Source organism: Burkholderia pyrrocinia (assembly GCF_018417535.1).
In the GTDB taxonomy this organism is placed as follows: domain Bacteria; phylum Pseudomonadota; class Gammaproteobacteria; order Burkholderiales; family Burkholderiaceae; genus Burkholderia; species Burkholderia pyrrocinia_E.
In genome coordinates this window covers 1,913,027-1,934,152 of record NZ_CP070978.1, presented here as the reverse complement: position 1 = coordinate 1,934,152, position 21,126 = coordinate 1,913,027, and the positions used below count along the sequence as shown (strand labels likewise).

At 66.9% G+C, this 21,126-nt stretch carries 18 protein-coding genes and 1 pseudogene; 12 read left to right on the top strand and 7 right to left on the bottom strand.

Annotation, left to right across the window (positions count from 1 at the left end; genetic code table 11):
- Positions 1–143: 143 nt before the first annotated feature.
- Positions 144–611 carry a cupin domain-containing protein gene (locus tag JYG32_RS26780; RefSeq protein WP_213265620.1) on the top strand — a complete coding sequence of 156 codons (468 nt, stop codon included), beginning with the start codon at positions 144–146 and terminating at the stop codon, positions 609–611.
- 238 nt (positions 612–849) lie between these two features.
- Here the strand turns inward: JYG32_RS26780 and JYG32_RS26775 are convergent, their stop codons facing one another.
- Entirely contained in the window at positions 850–1,524 is a 675-nt protein-coding gene (locus tag JYG32_RS26775) for an ArsR/SmtB family transcription factor (protein ID WP_174378680.1), read from the bottom strand.
- A 72-nt stretch (positions 1,525–1,596) separates the two neighbouring features.
- Between JYG32_RS26775 and JYG32_RS26770 the strand changes: the two genes are divergently transcribed.
- From JYG32_RS26770 to JYG32_RS26755, 4 genes and pseudogenes are all read left to right on the top strand, one after another.
- Positions 1,597–2,337 carry an MBL fold metallo-hydrolase gene (locus JYG32_RS26770; protein ID WP_213265619.1) on the top strand — a complete coding sequence of 247 codons (741 nt, stop codon included), beginning with the start codon at positions 1,597–1,599 and terminating at the stop codon, positions 2,335–2,337.
- Positions 2,338–2,341: 4 nt separating this feature from the next.
- Positions 2,342–3,583, top strand: coding sequence for an MFS transporter (locus tag JYG32_RS26765; RefSeq protein WP_213265618.1), 1,242 nt, complete (start codon positions 2,342–2,344; stop codon positions 3,581–3,583).
- 14 nt (positions 3,584–3,597) lie between these two features.
- Positions 3,598–4,418 (top strand): annotated as a pseudogene (locus tag JYG32_RS26760) (SDR family NAD(P)-dependent oxidoreductase).
- A 36-nt stretch (positions 4,419–4,454) separates the two neighbouring features.
- Positions 4,455–4,823, top strand: coding sequence for a hypothetical protein (locus JYG32_RS26755; RefSeq protein WP_213265617.1), 369 nt, complete (start codon positions 4,455–4,457; stop codon positions 4,821–4,823).
- Here JYG32_RS26755 and surE read toward each other — a convergent pair.
- From surE to JYG32_RS26740, 3 genes are all read right to left on the bottom strand, one after another.
- On the bottom strand, positions 4,756–5,535 hold the full coding sequence (surE, locus tag JYG32_RS26750; protein WP_174378684.1) for a 5'/3'-nucleotidase SurE: 780 nt from the start codon (positions 5,533–5,535) through the stop codon (positions 4,756–4,758). The two genes, JYG32_RS26755 and surE, sit on opposite strands and share 68 nt — an antisense overlap.
- A gap of 177 nt (positions 5,536–5,712) precedes the next feature.
- Positions 5,713–6,021 (bottom strand): AzlD family protein, encoded by a 309-nt coding sequence (locus tag JYG32_RS26745; RefSeq protein ID WP_213265616.1) that lies wholly within the window; start codon positions 6,019–6,021, stop codon positions 5,713–5,715.
- Positions 6,014–6,748: an AzlC family ABC transporter permease gene (locus JYG32_RS26740; RefSeq protein ID WP_213265615.1), complete on the bottom strand. Its 735-nt coding sequence runs from the start codon at positions 6,746–6,748 to the stop codon at positions 6,014–6,016. Before JYG32_RS26740 ends, JYG32_RS26745 begins: the two co-directional genes overlap by 8 nt.
- A gap of 125 nt (positions 6,749–6,873) precedes the next feature.
- Here JYG32_RS26740 and JYG32_RS26735 point away from each other — a divergent pair, with 125 nt between their 5' ends.
- The 3 genes from JYG32_RS26735 (at position 6,874) to JYG32_RS26725 (ending at position 8,957) form a co-directional block, all read left to right on the top strand.
- On the top strand, positions 6,874–7,332 hold the full coding sequence (locus JYG32_RS26735) for an Lrp/AsnC family transcriptional regulator (RefSeq protein ID WP_006749370.1): 459 nt from the start codon (positions 6,874–6,876) through the stop codon (positions 7,330–7,332).
- A gap of 220 nt (positions 7,333–7,552) precedes the next feature.
- Entirely contained in the window at positions 7,553–8,122 is a 570-nt protein-coding gene (locus tag JYG32_RS26730) for a hypothetical protein (RefSeq protein WP_174378687.1), read from the top strand.
- 145 nt (positions 8,123–8,267) lie between these two features.
- Positions 8,268–8,957 (top strand): YebB family permuted papain-like enzyme, encoded by a 690-nt coding sequence (locus JYG32_RS26725; protein ID WP_213265614.1) that lies wholly within the window; start codon positions 8,268–8,270, stop codon positions 8,955–8,957.
- A 41-nt stretch (positions 8,958–8,998) separates the two neighbouring features.
- Here JYG32_RS26725 and JYG32_RS26720 read toward each other — a convergent pair whose 3' ends face one another.
- The 3 genes from JYG32_RS26720 to JYG32_RS26710 all read right to left on the bottom strand — a co-directional run bounded on the left by JYG32_RS26720 (position 8,999) and on the right by JYG32_RS26710 (position 10,462).
- Positions 8,999–9,286: a helix-turn-helix domain-containing protein gene (locus JYG32_RS26720; protein ID WP_072438177.1), complete on the bottom strand. Its 288-nt coding sequence runs from the start codon at positions 9,284–9,286 to the stop codon at positions 8,999–9,001.
- Positions 9,273–9,614, bottom strand: a complete 342-nt coding sequence (locus JYG32_RS26715; protein ID WP_213265613.1) for a type II toxin-antitoxin system RelE/ParE family toxin — start codon at positions 9,612–9,614, stop codon at positions 9,273–9,275. Before JYG32_RS26715 ends, JYG32_RS26720 begins: the two co-directional genes overlap by 14 nt.
- A gap of 215 nt (positions 9,615–9,829) precedes the next feature.
- On the bottom strand, positions 9,830–10,462 hold the full coding sequence (locus JYG32_RS26710; protein ID WP_174378690.1) for a LysE family translocator: 633 nt from the start codon (positions 10,460–10,462) through the stop codon (positions 9,830–9,832).
- Between the two features lie 405 nt (positions 10,463–10,867).
- Here JYG32_RS26710 and JYG32_RS26705 point away from each other — a divergent pair, with 405 nt between their 5' ends.
- From JYG32_RS26705 to JYG32_RS26690, 4 genes are all read left to right on the top strand, one after another.
- Entirely contained in the window at positions 10,868–12,529 is a 1,662-nt protein-coding gene (locus JYG32_RS26705; RefSeq protein ID WP_433960857.1) for a ShlB/FhaC/HecB family hemolysin secretion/activation protein, read from the top strand.
- A gap of 63 nt (positions 12,530–12,592) precedes the next feature.
- Positions 12,593–15,955 (top strand): GLUG motif-containing protein, encoded by a 3,363-nt coding sequence (locus JYG32_RS26700; RefSeq protein WP_213265612.1) that lies wholly within the window; start codon positions 12,593–12,595, stop codon positions 15,953–15,955.
- Positions 15,956–16,548: 593 nt separating this feature from the next.
- Positions 16,549–19,653, top strand: coding sequence for a hybrid sensor histidine kinase/response regulator (locus tag JYG32_RS26695; RefSeq protein ID WP_213265611.1), 3,105 nt, complete (start codon positions 16,549–16,551; stop codon positions 19,651–19,653).
- 622 nt (positions 19,654–20,275) lie between these two features.
- A complete protein-coding gene (locus tag JYG32_RS26690; RefSeq protein WP_174378693.1) occupies positions 20,276–20,944 on the top strand; it encodes a response regulator in 669 nt (222 codons plus the stop codon).
- Positions 20,945–21,126 lie beyond the last annotated feature (182 nt).

The following is a 21,126-nucleotide window of genomic DNA, read 5'->3' as shown; positions in this document are numbered from 1 at the left end:
CGCGATGCCGTGTCTCCACGCGACCGGAAATGTCGGACAATGCCGGAGCGCATCCATGCGCCGCATCGCCCGTCGGCCGATTGCCCGTTCGCCGGCCCGGGTGACGCGTCCAACCGATGCAGTCACGCTAACGAGAGCCCCCCATGTCGACCACCCCACCCCGGGAATTGCTGAAGGCCGCCGATATCGCGAAGATGGAACCGACGCGCGCCGTGCATTCGCTGAATCCCAATGCCGTCAGGTTTAAAAAGCAGCTCAGCGACCTGACCGGCATCACGCAGTTCGGTTTCCACCTGCTCACGTTGATGCCCGGTCACGAATCGGCCGAATACCACCGTCACCTGTACGAGGAAGAATGCGTGTACGTGCTGTCCGGCACGGGCACGGTCACGATCGGCGAACGCCCTTACGACGTCGGGCCCGGCGATTTTCTCGGCTTCGCACGCGGCGGCGAAGCGCACACGCTGCAGAACACGGGCGACGTGCCGCTGGAATTGATCGTCGTCGGGCAACGCCTCGAACACGACGTGTGCGAATACCCGCGAATCGGAAAGCGGTTGTACGTGGCCGGCGAGCTCGAGGATTTTGTCGATCTGCCGAAACAGCGCTGAGCCGATCCGCGATGCCCTAATGCAGGCTGCAGGTCACCGCGCCCGGCGATCGCTGGGCCAAGCGGTCGTGACGCACAGCGCGCTCGACTTCGTGATGGATTCGACGCCGAATAACGCATGGGTCAACCAGTGGAACGGGCAGGATCCCAATAGCGCGCTTGCGCCGTCGCTGGCGTTGGCCGGCAAGCCGCAGCAAGCCGCCGCAAGCGGCCCGCTTCGACGCGGGCCGCGCATCCCCTTACTCCGCAGCGTCGGTCTCGACCGCGAGGCCGGCCGCTTTCCACTCCGGAAACCCGTCTTCCAGCCGCGCGGCCTTGAAACCGCGCGCGCGCAATGCGGCCACGGCCTCGAACGCGAGCACGCAGTAAGGGCCGCGGCAATACGCGACGATCTCCGTGTCGGCCGGCAGCTCGCCGAGGCGCGCTTCGAGGTTGCTCAACGGAATGTTCACCGCGCCGGGCAGGTGCCCGAGCGCGAATTCGTCGTGCGGACGCACGTCCAGCAGCGTGACGAGCCCGTCGGCCAACCGCGCGGTCAACTCGTCGCGCGACACCGGCTCCAGCGCATCGCGCGCATGGAAATAATCGCCCAGCACCTGGTTGACCTCGGCGACATTGCGCTCGCCGACGCGGCCGAGCGCCTTCATCAGCACGACGACCTCGCTGTCGCCGGCGAGGCGGTACACGATGTGCTTGCCGCGCCGCTCGGTATCGACGAGGCGTGCGCGCCGCAGGATCTGTAGGTGCCGCGACGTGTTCGCGAACGTCATCCCCGACAGCGCCGTCAGTTCCTCGACCGACCGCTCGCGCTGCGCGAGGTGTTCGAGCAACTCGAGCCGGTTCGGGTGGCCGATCGCCTGCGCGACCTCGGCGAGGCTCGCATAGATCGCTTGCTTGGGTCCCGTGCTTGACACGTGGCCTCTCCTTGATCAATCATTCATCAAATTGATTGAATATTACCGCATTCGCGGGACGGGAGCAATCCGATGATCCTCAGACAATTCCTGCATCCCGATACGGGGGGCATTTCATACCTGTTCGGCTGCGGCGGCAAGGCGACCGGCGCGGTCGTCGACCCGGTCGACGATCCGGCCGACTACCTGCGCGCGGCCGAGGCCGCCGGCATGAAGATCGCGTACGTGATCGATACGCATGTCCATGCGGACCATCTGTCGACCGGCCGTGCGCTGGCCGACGCGGCCGGTGCGTCGTATGTGCTGTCCGCGCGGGCCGAGGTCGCGCTGCCGTTTTCCGGCGTAGAGGACGGCGACCGGATCGCGCTCGGCAACGTCGTCGTCGACGTGCTGCACACGCCGGGCCACACACCCGAGCACGTCAGCCTGCTGGTGACGGACCGCACGCGCGCCGACGAACCGTGGTTCGTGCTGACCGGCCACACGCTGATGATCGGGGACGTCGGCCGCACCGAGCTGGCCGTCAGCGCCGAAGCGGGCGCGCGCGACCTGTTTCGCAGCGTCCGGCGGCTCGTCGCGCTGCCCGATCATGTCGAAGTGCTGCCCGGTGCGTTCTCGGGTTCAGTTTGCGGACGTGGACTCAGCGGGAAGCCGGCGTCGACGATCGGCTTCGAGAAGCGCTACAACGCGGCCCTGCGCATCGACCGCGAAGACGCATTCGTCCGCTTCATGCTGACCGACGTGCCGCCCGCGCCGCCGGCCGCCGCGCAACTGCGCGCGGCCAACGCGGGGCGCGATGCGGCGGGAGGCTAGCGCGATGGCGAACCCGGCAGTGGCGCGCGGCGAACGCGCGGTGGTGCTCGGCCTGCGCGCGAACTGGCGGCAGTTCGCGCTGCTCGTGCTGGTCAACGCGTTCGTCGGCGGGATGGTCGGCATCGAGCGCACCGTCGTGCCGCTGATCGGTTCCGAACAGTTCCATCTCGAATCGACCGCGCTCATCACGTCGTTCATCGTCAGCTTCGGGCTGGTCAAGGCGTTCGCGAATCTCGTGTCGGGCCAACTGGCCGACACGTGGGGGCGCAAGCGCGTGCTCGTCGTCGGCTGGCTGCTGGGCCTGCCCGTGCCGTTCATGATCATCGCGGCGCCGAACTGGGGATGGGTGATCGCCGCGAACGTGCTGCTCGGGCTGAGCCAGGGGTTCGCGTGGTCGATGACGGTGATCATGAAGGTCGATCTCGTCGGGCCGAAGAGCCGCGGCCTCGCGGTCGGCCTCAACGAATTCGCCGGCTATTTCGCGGTGGGCGTGACCGCGTTCCTGACAGGCTATCTCGCGAGCCGCTACGGGCTGCGGCCGGTGCCGATCTATCTCGGCGTGTTCTACGCGATCGCGGGCCTGCTGCTGTCGATCCTCGTCGTGCGCGACACGCGCGAGCATGTGCGGCTGGAAAGCGGCAAGCCGGCCGGCGCGTCCGCGCTGTCGTTCCGCGAAGTATTCATGCTGACGTCGTTTCGGGATCGCAACCTGTTCGCGGCGTCGCAGGCCGGCATGATCAACAATCTCAACGACGGGATGAGCTGGGGCATCTTCCCGCTGTTCTTCACGACGCTCGGGCTCGGCATCGAGCGGATCGGTATCCTGAAGGCCGTCTATCCGATCGTGTGGGGAGGCTGTCAGATCGTCACCGGCCCGTTGAGCGATCGCTGGGGGCGCAAGGGGCTGATCGTCGCCGGGATGTGGGTGCAGGCGGCCGGGCTCGTGCTGACCGCGCTGACGGGGCAGTTCCGCTGGTGGCTCGTCGCGAGCGTGCTGCTCGGCCTCGGCACGGCGATGGTCTATCCGAGCCTGATCGCGGCCGTGTCCGATGCGTCCGAGCCCGGCTGGCGCGCGCGTTCGCTGAGCGTGTACCGGTTCTGGCGCGATCTCGGCTATGCGATCGGTGCGCTGTCGGCCGGCCTCATGGCCGACCGTTTCGGCTTTGCCGATGCAATTCTGGCGGTGGCCGGCGTCACGTTCGCGTCCGGGTGCGTCGTCGCGCTTATGATGCGGGAACGCCACTGACAGGGTTTCCCGATATGGACGCGCCGCTCCCGCCGATGCATGCCCCGATTCCCGAAACAGCACCTGAAACCGAAGCCGCTGGCGAGCCGCGCGCGTCGCGCCTGCATCGGCCCGTCGCGCTCGTCACCGGATCGACGTCCGGAATCGGCGCGGCCATCGCGCGCCGCCTGTCGGCGGACGGCTACGCGGTGATCCTGCATTCCCGCAACTCGGCCGACACGGGGCGCGCGATGGCGCGCGAACTCGGCGCGGCTACGTGCAGGCCGATCTCGCCGACGATGCGGAGCGCGTGCGGCTGATCCGCGACGCGCTCGCCGTGCACGGGCGGCTCGACGTGCTCGTCAATAACGCGGGGATCAGCCGCGTGATTCCGCACGACGATCTCGCCGCGGCGACGCCCGACGTGTGGCGCGAGATGCACGAGATCAACGTGATCGCGCCGTTCCGGCTCGTCGCCGAAGCGCAGCCCGCGCTGCTCGAAGCGGCGTCGCGCGGGCGGGCCGGGTGCGTCGTGAACGTGAGCTCGCATGCGGGCGTGCGGCCGAAGGGCGCGTCGATTCCGTATGCAGCGGCGAAGGCCGCGCTCAATCACACGACGCGGCTGCTGGCGCGCACGCTCGCGCCGGCGATTCGCGTCAATGCGGTCGCGCCGGGGCTGGTCGATACGCCGCTGACCGCCGACTGGACCGAAGCGCAGCAACTCTGGCGCGAACGCGCGCCGATGCGCCGCGCGGCGACGCCGGACGATATCGCGCAGACGGTCGCGATGCTCGTCGCGTCCGATTATGTGACGGGCGAGATCGTGATGCTCGACGGGGGATTGAACCTGACGTGATGCGGTGCGGGCGGCGCCGCGCGCGACGTTGTGCGCTTGCGGAACCGGGCAACGGGGCTGCCTCGCGCAGGCGTTACGCGCAGGCGCCGAAGCTGCCGCCCGGCCAACCCGGCCAATCCGGCCAACCCGACCAACCCGGCCAACCCGGCCAACCCGGCCAACCCGACCAACCCGGCCAACCCGGCCAACCCGGCCAACCCGGCCAACCCGGCCAACCCGGCCAACCCGACCAACCCGGCCAACCCGACCAACCCGACCAACCCGACCAACCCGACCAACCCGACCAACCCGACCAACCCGACCAACCCGACCAACCCGACCAACCCAGCCAACCCGGTCAGCCGAGGCTCGACCGCAGCCGCGCGAGCGCGCCGTCGTGCGTGCGCTCGAACTTCAGCGGCGTGACGGCGATGTGGCCTTCGCCCAACGCGACCGTTTCCGAATCCGCGTCGTCGTCGCGCGGCGCGCGAGCGAGCTTCAGCCAGTGATAGTCGATCTCGCGCGGGTCGCGCCCCGATACGATCTCGACTCCCTGCAGCGTGCCGGCGCCCTGGTTCGTCACCTTCAGCCCGCGCACGTCCTGCGCGGGGCGCGCCGGGAAATTCACGTTGAGGCACGCGTCGCTGTCCCAACCGGCGGCGACGAGCCGGCGAATGACATCCGGCGCATGCACGAGCGCCGTGTTCCACGGCACCGCGTTGCGATCGGTGAACGCCTGGCTCAGCGCGATGGCCGGCACGCCGAGCAGCATGCTCGTCATCGCGGCGCCGACCGTGCCGGAAAACACCGTTTCGGTGCCGAGATTGGCACCGCGATTCACGCCGGACAGCACGACGTCGGGCCGCGCGTCCTTCATCAGGTGGCTGACCGCGATCGCGACGCAATCGCCGGGCGTGCCGCGCACGGCGAAGCGGCGTTCGCCCTTGCGATGCACGCGCAGCGGCTCGTGCAGGCTCAGCGAATGCGACGTGCCGCTCTGGTCTTCGGCCGGCGCGACGATCCACACTTCGCGCGCCAGTTGCGTGGCGACCTGCTCGAGCACGTCAAGGCCGGGGGCGTCGAATCCGTCGTCGTTGGTCAGCAGGACGCGGTCGAACAGCGGGCGGGTTTCTTGCATCGGAGCGATCCTCGCGGAGATGGGCGATGAGAGGGAAGTGCAGCGTGGCGCAAGCCACAAGGCTAGCATCCCGGCGTGAGAATCGTCGTGTCGCGTTGTCGGCACGGATGTGAAAACGGGCGCATCGCGCGCCCGTTCGTCGGTGGAGGTGCCGCGTGTGCGGCGGGTCGGAACGGTTTATCCGAGCAGGTGCCGCAACAGCCCCGCCGACACGACGCCGACAATGACGGTCGGCAGGATCGACAGGCGCGTCGCCGCGAGCAGCGTGACGGCGAGCGCGAGCAGGTCGGCGGGGCGCGTCGACACGAAGGCCGGCGCGATCACCGAGATCAGCACGCAGCCGGGCACGTTCTCCATCACGGACGCCATCCGCGGGCTGAGCGTGCGGTTGCGCAGCAGCACGTAGCCGAGCACGCGCGACAGGTAGGTCGTCGACGCCATCAGCATGATCGTCGCGACGGTGCTGAAATCCGGAAGCTCAGGCATCGCGCGGCTCCCACAGCAGCGCGGCGACCAGTCCCGCGCACGCGCCGGCCGCGACGTACCACGCGCCGGGCACGGCCAGGTGCGTGGCTGCCGCGACGACGAGGCTCACGAACCACGGGCGGCTCGCGCGCATCCCCTTCCACATTCCGCGCAACAGCACCAGAAACACGGCCGTGAACGCCATGTCGAAGCCGTACTGCTCGATGTTGCCGATCGTCGGGCCGACCGCCGCGCCGAGCGTGGTCATCGAGATCCACGTGAGGTAGAGCCCCGCGCAGATGCCTGCGTAATAGGGGACGCTGATGTGCGTGGCCGAGCGCGAGCGCGCATCGGCGAGCGACATCGCCCAGCTCTCGTCGCACATGAAGAACAGCGCGGCGAACGCGCGGCGGCGCGGCAGGCGCCGGATGTACGGCTCGAACGCCGCGCCCATCAGGATGTGACGCGAGTTCACGAGGAACGACATCGCGACGATCAGCGCGATATGCGGCGGCGAGGTCCACAGATGGATCGCCGCGAATTCGGACCCGCCGCCGAAGTTCAGGCCCGTCATCATCGGCACCTCGAACAGGCTCAGCCCTTTTTGCGCGGCCTGCGCGCCCAGCACCAGCGCGAACGGCACGAAACCCAGCATGACGGGCAGCGCCGCGCGCAATCCGCGACCCATCTCGGCGACATAGGCGGGCTTGTCGCGAAGCCCGGACGACGTTGAAACGCTACTGCTCATTACTCCTCCTTCGGGGGAGGAATTGTCTGCTTTTTTGACTCGAATCGGGTTGCGTTGTCGCCATAAGTTTCGGAGAATTTGGCATTGAACGCGTGATTTGAGAATTTTTTGGAATCGGATGCCAAATGAAACTGGATGCCATCGACCGCCGGATCCTGAGCGCACTCCAGCGCGACGGCCGCATGCAGAACGTGGAGCTCGCGCACGAGGTCGGGTTGTCGCCGTCGCCGTGCCTGCGGCGCGTGCGGCTGCTCGAGGAAGCGGGCGTGATCGAGAAATACGTGGCCGTGCTGAACCCCGCGAAGGTCGGCAAGGGGCTGACGATCTTCACGCGCGTGTGGCTGAAGGGGCAGGACGCGGAATCCGTGAACCGCTTCGCCGATGCCGTCCAGCAGATGCCGGAAGTCGTCGAATGCCACCTGATGGCGGGCGACTGCGATTTCCTGCTGCGCGTCGTCGCGGCCGATATCGACGACTATCGGCGCTTCCAGATGGAAACCCTGACGCGCATTCCCGGCGTGCTGAGCGTGAAGACCGATATTCCGATGCAGAAGGTCAAGCTCACGTCGGCGCTGCCGACGTAGCGCGGCGCGGGCGTGCGGCGATGAGTCGACGAACGGTCACGGCTCGGTGACAATCACCCGATAAACTGGCGAGTCACGCCGCTTCGAACGTATTGCTCGTACCGGCGTGCGACGTTCGATGCGTAAGCAACTAACGGTCAATGTCGACGCGATCGGGCAGGCGCCGCTGCGCGCCGGGTCATGCGCCGGCGCGGATGCGTTCCTTCTTGTCGGGCCATTCATGCAGCCATTCAACAATCCGTGGAATTCGCTGGAAATCGTCAAGCTCGTGCTCGGCGTGCTGACGCCGATGTCGGTCGCGTGTCTCGGCTGGCTCGTCGCGCGCCGGCTGAAGCGGCTCGAACTCGTGCAGTGGACCAACCAGCGGCTGATCGAGAAGCGGCTCGCGCTGTACGACGCGGTCGCGCCGCAGCTCAATGCGCTGCTGTGCTTCTACACGTGGATCGGCTACTGGAAGGACATTTCGCCGGACGACGTGATCCGCGCGAAGCGCGAGCTCGACCGCACGTTTCACATCTACCGCTACCTGTTCGACGACGACGTGTACGACGCGTATCACACGTATATCCACGCGCTGTTCGACATGCACACGGGCCCGGGCCGCGACGCGCGGATCCGCTCGCTGATCCAGGCGCCCGACGGCGACCGCAGCGTGCACGGCTCGTATGAATGGAAGCCGGCGTGGTCCGATCGCTTCGCGACCGCGAATGTCGTGCCCAAGGACGACGTGCTGCGGCATTACACGCAACTGATGGAACGGCTGCGCGTAGCGCTGGGCGCGACGCGCTGACCGCTCGGCATCGCACGCCACGCGTCTCGCCGGTACCGAAATTCGCCACCCGGCGGCGCGGATTTGCACCCTCGCGCAGGCGGCGGATGCGGTGCACGGCTGCTGCTGACATGCTCTTTCGCATGTTCACTTGCGCGAGGCCCCTATGTCGGTCACTACCGGTTGCCGGCCGCTGATGAGCCGCCCGCTCGGCGTCGGTCGGCGGCGCCTCTTTACCGTCGATTCCGCCGAACCGCATGACATGTCGTTGCCGGTCGAGCCGGAGATCGGCGACATCGTGTTCATCCGCGTGACGGTGCGGCCGTTTCTCGAAGTGGCAAGCGCGACGCGGTCGTGGACGAATCACGTCGGGATCGTCGTCGGCCGGCGCGGCGGCGAGGTACTGGTCGCGGAGAGCACGTTTCCGCTGTCGCGCGTCACGACGATGTCGCGGTTTCTCGCGCGCTCCGATCGCGGCGCCTGCGTGATCGCGCGCCTGAAGCAGCCGCTCGATGCCGCGCAGCGGCGCCGACTCGTCGACGCGGCGATGCGCCGGGTCGGCGTGGTCTACGACACGGGTTTCAATCTCGCGTCGCGCCGGCAATTCTGTTCGCGTTTCGTTCGGGAAGTCGTGCATGATGCGACGCGGATCGTGCTCGGCGACGTCGAAACCTTCGACATGCTGCTGCATCGGAATCCCGATCATCCGCTCGGTTTCTGGAAGGTCTGGTACTTCGGCCGGATTCCGTGGCAGCGCCGCACGGTGACGCCGGCGAGTTTGATGGGCAGTCGGGAACTGCGCGTGGTGGTGGATACGCGCGATTGCGCCTGCGATGCGTTCGAGGACAGAGAATAGAGCGGAAGCGCGGACGTGAGCCGTCAGTCGTCCGGTATGACTCAGGCAAAAGAGATCACGAGTTTCTTTCCGCACGCGGCTGCATACTTGCGCAGCGTCTCGATCGATGGAGAGTGCTGGCCTGTCGCGAGCGCGCGTTCGAGCCGCGTGACGGCAGGCGCCTTCGTGCCCATGCGCTCCGCCACATCGGCTTGCGAAAGACCGGCGGCTCGCCGGGCGGCCAGCATTGCGTCGAGCAGCGCGAATTCCTCGCGGTTCAGCCGGTCGTATTCGGCGCGTACCTTCGGATCGGACAACGCGCGCTCGCGCAGTGCCTTATAGGTTGCCATAACGAATCTCCTTCAATCGGCGGCGCGCGGTTTCCAGCTCTTTCTGCGGCGTTTTCTGCGTCTTCTTCACGAAGCAGTGAAGCATGACGATCCGCCGGTTGACGACCGCACAGTAAAACACACGGGCGATACCTTCCAGGCCCTTCAAGCGCATTTCATACAGCCCGTCGCCGATCGGCCTGGTGTGAGGTTCGCCCAGATTCGGGCCGTACTGCTCCATACGGTCAGCGAGTGCGAAGAACCTGGCGGTCAGCGTCTTCGGCAACGCAAACACGCCTGCCTCGACTTGCTCGCTGAAGAAATGGATTTCATACGCGACGGTTCGCATGGTAACAAATTTGTTATTTCCTTGCAAGAAGGAGCGCCGTCGTGTCTGTCATGAGGGCGGCTCGTCGAATGCACGGAAGCACCGGAGAAACGTCTGGACGTTTCTCCGGTGCTTCGTTGCTGATGTGCGAGCCAGATTGTTTGCCGGTGGGCTGAATTCGACTAGTTGTCCGAATGGATATCAGGCCTGCCGGTGCGCTTCGGGAAGCGGCGGGATCAGTTCCGTCCCGCTACCGCGAGTCGCGCCGCGAGCCCCACGAACACCGAGCCGAGCAGGTATTGCGGCAGCTTCGACGGACGGCGGCGCGCGCCGATCCGCTGGCTCAGCCGGCTCGCGGAGAGAATCACCGCGCCGTTCACGACGAGCCCGATCAGGTTGAGCACCGTCGCGAGCACGAGAATCTGCACGGCGATCGAGCCGTGCCCGGGCCGCACGAACTGCGGGAACAGCGCGAGCACGAACAGCGCCATCTTCGGATTCAGCAGGTTCGTCGTCAGGCCCTGACGGAAGATCGTGGCGGTCGAGTGCCGGCGCTGCGACGCGACGGGCGATAGTGCGGTCGCGTCCGAACGAAACGTCTTCCACGCGAGATAGAGCAGATAGGCGGCGCCGGCGAAACGCACGATGTCGTATGCGATCGGCACCGCGAGAAAGAGCTGCGACAGCCCGAGCGCGGCGGCGAGCGCATGACAGTAGGTGCCCGCCTGAATGCCGGCGAGCGTCGCGAAGCCCGCGCGCCGGCCCTGGCTCACGCTGCGGGATGCGATCAGCAGCATGTCGGGGCCCGGCGTGGCCGTCAGCGCGAGACACGCGCCGGAGAACAACGCGAGCGTGGAGAAGTCGATCATGGGAATCCTTCTTGCGTGAGCGGCGTAAAAAGGAATGCCACTTTAGGCGTGCCGCTTCAGGTGGTCAACCGTGCTCGCGCCGGGATCCGGCCGACGGCCGACTCGCTTCAATCCTTCCGATAAAGCGGAAGCCGTTTCTACGATTTGGGCATGTCGCGCGGCTGCGCCAGCAATTAACAATTACGTCACGAATTTTCGTACGTGATCTAAATACATGCGGAATGTCTGTCTGTAGCATTCGGCGATTGAGTCACAGCCGGCAAGTGCCTTGCCGGCCAGGTCCGAATGTATTCCATGTGGGTAGATCATATGCAAGTCGTCGACCGCCGTCGGGCCGACATCGGTAGCGTCGAAGCGACGCGTTCGCGCGGGGCTGGTTTGCGTGCGGTACCGCGCGAGGCCGGCGTGGTCTTGCGGGTCCGCCACGCAATGTGCGTTGCGCTGATCTGTGGCGGTGCCGCGAGCCTGTTCGAGCCGGTCCATGCGCAAGTGCCGGATGCGGGGCGAGCGATGCGCGACATCGAGACGCCACGGCCGGATCTGCCGCCGGAAACCGCGCCCGAGCTTACGATCGCGCCGTCGGAAGAGGCCGCCGAGCGCGCGCCCGAGTCGGGGCCTCGCGTGCTCGTTCGCGCATTCGCGCTCGACGGCAATACCGTGTTCGGCAACGACGAGTTGCAGCCGCTCGTCGCCGATCTTGCCGGCAGCACGCTGGGTTTCGCCGACCTGCAACGCGCCGCCGCGCGCATCACTGCCTACTATCGCCGCCATGGCTACGTGCTTGCACGCGCCTATCTGCCTCGCCAGGACATCGACGACGGCGTCGTGCGTATCGAAATCGCCGAAGGGCGCTACGGCGCAATCACGATCCAGAATCATTCGCGCGTGCTCGGTGCCGCGCTGCGCCAGCCGCTCTCTGCGCTGCATCCGGGCGATGTCGTGCGCGGGTCCGGTCTCGAGCGCAGCCTGTTGCTGCTCGACGACCTGGCCGGCGTCGCTGCGCGCGGCACATTGCGTCCGGGCGATATGCCCGGCACCACCGATCTCGTCGTCGACGCCGACAAAGGGCCGCTCGCGTCCGGATCGCTCGAATTCGACAACTTTGGCGACGTAGCGCTCGGACGCTACCGTGTCGGCGGCAGCGTCGACGTCAATTCGCCGCTGCGGCTCGGCGATCGCCTGAGCCTGCGCGGGCTCGTCAGCAACGAGCTGCAGCGCTACTACCGCACCGCCTACCAGCTACCGGTCGGCCCCGCGTCGACGCGGGTCGGCGTCGCGTATTCGTCGCTGCGCTACCGGCTCGGCGGAGCGTTCTCGGATCTCGATTCCAGCGGCCGTGCGAGCGTGCAGACCGCGTACGTGACGCAGCCGCTCGTGCGCGCGCGAAACCTGAGCGTCACCGCGCAGATCCAGTACGAAAACAAGAACCTGCGCGACGACTATGGCGTATTCGACATTCGGCGCGACAAGAACATCGGCCTGTGGACCTTCGGCGTCAGCGGCAACAGTCAGGACGGCTGGCTGGGCGGCGGCCGCAACGGGTTCTCGGTGATGTTCGGCGTCGGGCGGCTGCGCAGCAACGATCCGTTCAAGGCGGATGCGCTGAAAAAGTCGATCGGCAGCTTCGCGAAGCTCAATGTGAGCGCGCTGCGGGTGCAGGCGCTGGGGCGCCGGTTCGAGTTGTACACGCAATTCAGCGCGCAGCTCGCGTCGCGGAATCTCGACGAATCGGAGAAATTCAGTCTCGGCGGCCCGTACGGTGTGCGCGCGTATGCGCTCGGCGCCGGTAGCGGCGACCAGGGCTGGCAGGCCAGCGCGGAGGTGCGTTATCTCGTCGCGCCGGGGTGGCAGGTCAGTACGTTCGTCGACGCCGGGCGCGTGCAGGCCGACAAGTATCCGTGGGCGCAAGGGCGAAACATGCAGCGCATGCAGGCCGGCGGTATCGGCGCGAGCTGGTTCGGCGCGAAGCGCCAGGTGGCGCTGACGGCCGCGTGGCCGCTCGGCGCGGCGTTCGGCTCGCCGACCCGCGCGCCGAGCGTATGGGTTCAGGCCGCTCAGTATTTCTGAGCGCGTGTGATCGGTCCGTCCGGCAGGACGGGTTCTATAAAGCAGATTGAAGAGGATACCAAAATGAATAAGGCCTATTCACTGGTGTGGAATGAAGCACAGGGTGGCTGGTGCGCAGTCGGGGAAACGGCGCGCCGTCGCGGCAAGTCGGGCGGCGCCAAGCGCCTGCTTGCGGCGGGCGTGTCGCTGCTGGGGCTGGCGGCGTCGTCGGGCGCGTACGCACTGCCGACGGGCGGCGAGATCATGTCGGGGCAGGCGGACATCGCGAAGTCGGCGGACAACAAGACGATGTCGGTCAACCAGCACACGGACAAGCTGATCACGAACTGGCAGGACTTCAGCGTAGGCAGCGGCGAGCGGGTGTCGTTCCGGCAGCCGACGAGCCAGTCGATCGCACTGAACCGGGTGGTCGGCGCGAACGGCAGCCAGATTCACGGCCAGCTGGACGCGAACGGGCGCGTGTTCCTGGTGAACCCGAACGGCGTGATGTTCGGCGCGGGCGCGCAGGTGAACGTGGGCGGTCTGGTGGCGTCGACGCAGAACCTGTCGGACGCGGATTTCCTGGCCGGTCGCTACCGGTTCGCGGGGACGTCGGGCCAGTCGGTGGAGAACGCGGGGACGATCGCGGCGGCAGACGGCGGCAGTGTGGCGCTGCTGGGCGCGCGAGTGTCGAACACGGGTGTGATCCGCGCGCAGATGGGCCGCGTGGCGTTGGGCGCGGGCAATGCGTTCAACGTGAACTTCGACGGCAACGGGCTGCTGAACCTGCAGGTCGAAGGCGGGGCGGTGGACGCGCAGGCGCACAACGGCGGGTTGCTGAAGGCGGACGGCGGGGAAGTGCTGATGACGGCGCGCGCGGCAGGCGATCTGCTGGGCTCGGTGGTCAGGAACAGCGGCACGATCGAGGCGAAGGGCCTGAGCAGCCGCGCCGGGAAGATCACGCTGGACGGCGGCGACGTTAAAGTCGGCGGGAAGCTGGACGCGAGCGCGCAGGACGCATCGACGGCGGGCGGCACGGTGACGACGCGCGGCGAGCGGGTGGCGGTGTCGCGCGACGTGCAGGTGGATACGCGCGCGGCGTCGGGCCGCACGGGCCTGTGGACGATCGAGGCGGCCAACGCCGGGGTCGGCGGTAACGCTGGCGTCGCGATCGACGGCGAGACGCTGTCGCGCAACCTGGGCACGACGAACGTGGCGCTGACCAACACGTCGGGCGACCTGACGGTGGGCGACGCGGTGAACTGGACGAACGACAACGCGCTGGCGCTGACGTCGAAAAAGGGCAACGTCGACCTGAAGCAGTCGCTGACGGCGAGCGGCGCGAACGCGGGCGTGACGGTGAACGCGACGCAACAGATCCGCGTCGGCAACAAGGTGACGCTGACGGGCGAAAACGCGAGCCTCGCGCTGAACTCGGGCAGCGGCCATACGCTGACGAACGATGCGGTGGTCACGCTGTCGGGTCGCAATGCATCGTTCTCGGCGAACGGTGAAGCGTATCGCGTGATTCACGATCTCGCGGGGCTGCGCGCCGTCGACGGCAACATGAACGGCCGTTACGTGCTGGGTAACGCGATCGACGGCAAGGGTGCGCAATTCCGCAGCCTCGGCGGCGACCGTGCGTCGTTCAGTGGCGTGTTCGACGGTCTGGGCAATACCATCGGCAATCTGTCGATCTCGAATCCCGACAGTGCGGTCGTCGGGTTGTTTGCGGTCAACCTCGGCCGCATCGCCAACCTCGGGCTGGAGAAAATCACGGCGCGCGGGTCGGTCGGGTACACGAGGTCGCCGGTCAGCGTCGGCGCATTGGCCGGCTACAACACGGGTGACATCACCAACGTCAAGGCGAAAGACGTCGTGGTGACCGGTTATGGCCGCGCGATCCTCGGTGGCCTGGTCGGCAGCAATCTCAGCGGACGCATCGATCGCGCTTCTGTTTCGGGCCGTGTCGAAGGCGGCAAGGACGCGCTGTACGTTGGTGGTCTGGCTGGCGAAAACCGCACGGTCCTTTGGCCGGATTATCGCGACGCGACCATCAGCAACAGCCACGCCAACGTAACGGTCATCAGCGGGGCGAGCGGCGTCATCGGGTCGGGCGGCGATACGGGCGGTCTGGTCGGGATCAACCGGGGCGTCATCACGGCGTCGACGGCAGCGGGCAGCGTCAGCGCCCTGGCCCGCGGCGCGCGCGTCGGTGGCCTCGTCGGCTTCAACGAAGGCGGGGCCAAGGCGGGGCGCATCGAGGCCTCTTCGTCGACCGCGAGCGTACGAGGCGGTCATGACGCGACGGCGGGCGGCCTCGTCGGCTACAACGCCGCGTTGATCGAGGCGTCCGACGCGACAGGTGACGTGACCGTGGGCGACAGCAGCACGGCGGGTGGCCTGGTCGGGGAAAATCGCGGCAAGATCGCCGCGTCGACGGCGGGAGGCAAAGTCGTTGCGGGTGCGTCGGGCGTGGTTGGCGGGCTCGCTGGCGTCAACCGTGCGACGATCGCGGCGTCGACGGCGAACGGCAGCGTTCAGGCCGGCAACGCCTCGGTGGCGGGCGGCCTCGTGGGGTTGAACGAAGCCACGATCAGCGCATCCACCGCGAACGGCGACGTCTGGACGGGCGCCGACAGCCTGCTGGGCGGTCTCGTCGGCCGTAACAGGGGCGATGCAGAGATACTCGCATCGAGCGCACATGGCAAGGTGGACGGGCGTAACAACGTGAAGGCTGGCGGGCTCGTCGGTTCGAACCTCGGCAAGGTGGACAGTTCGTCGGCCGACGGCGCGGTCAAGGTCGGCGCGCAGAGCCAGGCGGGCGGTCTCGTCGGCGAAAACCACGGCACCGTGACCGCCTCCTCGGCGGACGGCAACGTATCGGCCGGCGATGACAGCATCGCAGGGGGGCTCGTCGGCATGAATCTCGGCAAGGTGGCGAGCGCCCACGCAAGCGGGGCCGTGAACGTCGCCGGCAGGGGCAGGGCAGGCGGCCTGGTCGGACTCAACTGGGGCAGCGTGTCGTCGTCGAGCGCGTCGGGCGACGTCGTTGCGGGCGCCGGTAGCTACGTCGGCGGCCTGGTCGGCCATAACTTCACGATTGCGTCGATCGATGCGTCCGACGCCATCGGTTCGGCGAAGGGCGGCGATGGCAGTTCGGTCGGCGGTCTCGTCGGCAAGAACGACGGCACGATCGCGTCGTCGTTGTCGTCAGGCGCGGTGTCCGGCGGGCGCAATGCACGGCTGGGCGGCGTGGCAGGCGAAAACTTTGGCAACGTCGATTATTCGAGCTCGAGCAGCCTTGTTGCCTACACGGCCGGCTACGGTCAGTTCTACGGCGGGCTGGTCGGCGTCAACTTCGGCCGGATGCGCGGCAATGGCGTGAGCGGAAACGCGGCGGCGGTGCCGCTCGCGGGCCTCAATTTCGGCGCAATCCGGAACTGATCGGTCCCGTTCCGGGAGACGGGGGGGGGGTTGCAGTGATGCTCGCCTCCCGGGCGCGTCGCGTTTTCGCGACTTCGATCCGACGCCCGTTCGGCACAGGTGTCGGGCGGGTTGGCCGACCGGCGATGGCGTACGCGTGCCATCGCCGGCCCGGTCTTCGTCGCAACGATGTTTTTCAAGGGTTCTTCACGTCGATCTGCGAAGAACCCTTTCTTTTGGCGGCGAGCCGGGCACGGCCGGAACATCGTGGGACAGTCGGTATTCGGCGCCGTCGTTACGCATCAAGGTAGCCGCGCGGCCGGGCTATCCCAAAAAAGCTCCAGCCGATTGTGTTGCCTGAGCGGCTAACCCGCCGAACGCTCTGTCAACGCAATGCGAAACAAACGACTCGCATTTACCGCGTCATAGTTCGTTCAAGTCCGAAAGTTCGAGTCCATTCTATTTGACGTGTACGAAATGGTTCGTACGATACGGACACTCCCGCAGGCCTTTGGCATGATCGGAACTCCCCCTTCTTTTCAGGTGTTTTCGAGACGATCACGGATGTCGGAACAGCGTTGTTCCGGCCGCGTTCGCGATCGCCGCCGCGCGCCATGTCGCAGAGCCCGCTTCAATCCCTTCGTCGTTACCAGAGCATTTCGGTGTTCGGCGGCGGCATCGTCGTCACCGTCCTTGTCCTGATCGCGTGCGGTCTCGGGATGGCATCGATCGTCTCGGGCTATGTCGAGGGGGCGCGGCGCAGCTACCTGAACGGCCTGGAGCAGACGCTGAACGAAATCCAGGTGAGCGAAACCTCGTTCCGCAACGGCGTCGCGAACGCGCAGTTGATCTGGCAGGAGGCCAGCGCCGCGCCGGCGGCGGTCGTCGACGAATTCTTCCTCAACGACCAGCGCGTCACGACCCGTCCGCATCCGTCGCTCGTCATCGGCGTGCCCGCGCAAACCGGCGATCGGGCCGAAGTCGCGCGCTATCTGTCGTTGTCGGTCCTGTTGGCACGCATCTGCGCGGCCAGTTCGATCAATCGCGGGCGCACGCTGGAGGGCTACCACTACAGCACGCGCACGGGTTTGTTCGCGCTGATACCCCATCGGAACCGCGACGATCCGGCGCTGGTTTCTCCGGAAAGCCGCGCACGCGTGCTGGATGCGCTGCGCGTCGATTTCGAGCGCCCGTATCCGGGCATCGTCGATGCGCGCCCGCACGTGCGCTGGCTGGCGCCGTTCACCGATCCCGTGTCGGGGCAGCCGCGCATCCGGCTCGCGGCCGAGGCGCGCGACAACGGCAAGCCGTTCGCGGTGCTCGTCACCGAATATCCGACCGATTACCTGCTGTCCTGGCTCGCCGACTATCGCCCCGAAGGCATGTTCTACATCACGACGGCCGATGGCCAGCTCGTCACGATGGATCCCACGGCGGGCGAATCCGGCCGCGTGGAAAGCCTGCTGAAGCTGAGCCCGTGGCGGGGCGGCGCGTCGTCGTCGAGCGCGCCCGTGTTCCGGGACGGCTTCCTGCTGTTTCACGGCAAGCTCGAATCGACGGGCTGGACGCTTGCCTATGCGCTGTCGTGGACCGACATCGCGGCCGGCGTCGCGCGCTCGGCCGGTACGCTCGGCGCCGCGACGCTACTCGCGCTCGTGGTCATGTGGGGGTTGCTGCTGCGCTTTCATCGGCGAGAGTTCGTGCCGCTCTACGCGCACTCGCAACGCGTGTTCGACAGCGAAGCGCTGTGCCGCAGCGTGATCGAGATGGCGCCGATCGGGCTCGGGCTGATCGCGCGCGATGACGGCCGTTTCATGCTCGTGAGCCCCGCACTGACGGACATGGTCGGGCGGATCGGCGGCGACTATCACGCGCTGTCGAGCCAGGTGATCGCCGCGTGGCAGGCGCGCGGCGATGTCGGCGGCGTGCAGCACGACGACCTGCTGCTGGGCGACGTGCAGGCCGCGCCGCTGCACCTCGAATTCATTGCGTGCGGCGCACGCTATCAGGGCACGGACGTGCTGATCGCCGCGGTTGCCGACGTGACCGCCAAGCGGCAGCTCGTGCAAAAGCTGGAAGAGGCCGTGCGCGCGGCCGATTCGGCCAATGCGGCGAAATCGTCGTTCCTCACGGCGATGAGCCACGAGATCCGCACGCCGCTGAACGTGATTCTCGGCAACCTGGAACTGCTCGAGCGCTCGGCGCTCGACGCGGTCCAGCATGATCGCGTGTACACGCTGCGGACGTCGGCGACGAGCCTGCTCGCGCTCGTCGGCGACATTCTCGATTTCTCGAAGATCGAGGCCGGCGCGATGTCGGTCGAATCGATCGAGTTCGACGTGATCGAGACGGTCGAGCGCGAGCTGAACGCGTTCGCGACGATCGCAAAGGCGAAGGGCTTGCAGCTGTTCTGCGAGATCCATGCGTGCAGCACGCAGCAAATGCGAGGCGATCCGACGCGGCTCGCGCAGGTGCTCCGCAATCTGGTGAACAACGCGCTCAAGTTTACCGATGCGGGCCGCGTGACCGTGCGCGTTGCCGTCGTCGCCGGGGGGCACGACGCGCCCGAACTGTCGATCGAGGTCGAGGATACCGGCATCGGCATCGCCGCCGAACATCGGCACAAGTTGTTCAAGGCATTTTCCCAGGTCGACACGTCGATCACGCGGCGTTACGGCGGTACCGGCCTCGGGCTTGCGCTGTGCAGCCGGCTCGTCGCGGCGATGGGCGGCCGCATCGCGGTGGAGAGCAAGCCGGGCGCCGGCAGCCGTTTCAGGGTGCTGCTGCCGCTCGGCATGGGCGTCGTCGCGCTCGACCGGCCGCGTGCGGCTCGCGCACATGCGCTGGCGCTGATCGCTGCGCATCCCGGGTGGCGCGATTTTGCGTTGCCACATCTACGGGCATGGGGATTCGACGTCCGCGTGTACGACAGCCCGTCGAGTCTGCCGGCCGGCATTGCACGACGCGGTGCGGTCGTGCTGTTCGGCGATTCCGATACGTGGTCGCGAGCGGATCTGAACAGCCTGAGCGATTGCGCACCGCTGATACTCGCGATACCCGACGGCCCGCTCGAACCATATCGCGCGGGCGACACGGTACGCGTGTCGAGTTATTCGCTCCGCGGCTTGCGCGCCGCGTTGGCGCTCGGTGGCCCGATGGGCGATGAACGCGGGATCGATGCCGTATCGGGCGAGGCCCTGCATCGTGACGATTCGCACGCTCGCGATTCGGCGACGGCTGCAACGCCGCCCGGCGCGGCCGCGCACGGCAGTCGCGCATTGCGCGTGCTCGTCGCAGACGACGAAACCATCAACGGCTCGATTTTCAGCGAGCAACTGTACGTGCTCGGGTGCATGGCAGCCGAGGTCGGATCGGGGCGCGCGGCGCTCGAATCACTGGCCAGCAACGACTGGGACGTGTTGCTGATCGGCGACGATCTGCCCGACATGCGCGCGCACCAACTGGCCGAGGCGGCACGCGGCGTTGACGCCGCGTGCGACGTACTGGTCGTGACGTCGCATTTGACGCCTGAAGGCATGCGCCGCTGCACGACAGCGGGTGTCCGGCGCATATTGACAAAACCCGTGACGCTCCGGCACCTGCGCGGCGCGCTTGCGCATGCGTGGCAGCGACGTGCCGCGACGTCGGCGCAGGACGCATGCGTGGCCGCTTGCCCAGTGGACTCAACTCATCAGGAAACGGAATTGCATGACAAGTAACCGACAGCATCGAACGTATCGACGCGTATTCGAGATAACAACAACGGCAGGGTGCCGACGCACGTCGCGCGGCAGATTTCAAATCAATACTGGAGGGGAACATCGTGCGCCATGTAGGGAAGATATTCGCACTGTTACTCGATTTCGCCGCACTTTCTGAGAAGTCTCGTCGAGAATTCCTGACGATGATGAACGAGTTTCTGGTCATGTCGCCGAGTCAGAGGCGACGTACCCTTGTCGAGTGGAAAAATAGGGTGGATGGCAACCCGCATGACCTGCCCGGCGATTCGAGCCGCCAATAGCGCGCCGGGTCGCGGCATGGCCGCGCTGCGCGAGAGCGCGGCCCGCATCCCGTAACGGCCCCGAGCCGTCGTGCGCCTCGGCAAATCTGCGCGATGCGGTCGCGCGGACACGTCGTGCGCACCGCCGGCGCCGACGCTGGCGCGCATCGTCCGCTGCTTGGCCCGCGCCGATTGCAGGGCAAACCGGGATTTATCTTAAAATTGAGGCACTATTTGTCCGGTGTGCCGAATACGGCCAGCCATCGACACGATGGCGCGAGCATGCTCCCCATCGCGGCGGGGACCGGATGCGTGACTGAAAGCCTCGGGGAAACAGGAACATGGACGAATTCTTTGTGCGCGTGATGGTGGCCGACGATCATCCGGCGTCAGCACTCGGCATGTCGCAGGCGATGCAAGGCAACAGCACGATCAAGCTCGTGGGTACCGTTTCGAACTCGACGGACCTGGTCGCGGCGCTCGACGCGCAGCAGAGCGACGTGCTCGTGCTCGACTATGTGATGCCGGGCGGCAAGTACGGCGACGGGCTCGTGCTGCTGTCGTTCCTGCAGCGCCGCTATCCGGCGCTGCATATCGTGACGATCACGATGATCGACAATCCGAGCGTGCTGCGCGCGATCCACAGGCAGGGCGTGAGTTGCATCCTCAGCAAGTCGGACGCGATCTCGCACCTGATCGGCGCCGTGCATGCCGCGTACGTCGGTGCGAACTACATGTCGCCATTCATCAAGCAGCTCCTGCAGGACGTCGAATCCGAGCCCGCCACTCGCGCACTGACGACGCGCGAGATCGAGGTTGTCCGATTGTTCGGCGCGGGCTACACGGTGGGCGAGATCGCCGCGCAGCTTCATCGCAGCAAGCAGACCATCAGTTCGCAAAAGTCGAGCGCGATGAAGAAACTCGGGATCGTTCGCGACGCGGATCTGATCCGCTATAACGACGAGCAAAAGCTCGCGGGCGCGTCCGACGGCGATGCGTCGCCGACATGACGATCGCGAGGGCCGGTTGTCGCTCCGGATCGGCTTCGGGGCAGATGCCGCCGAAGTGATGCATTGCGTGTGGCGGACGCACGCCACGCCACGTCACGTGCACGACTAGCCTGTTTTCGACGGCACCGATGCGCCGGTATCGGCGAATGATGCGGTATTCCCCGCCGCGAGCGACGAGATCG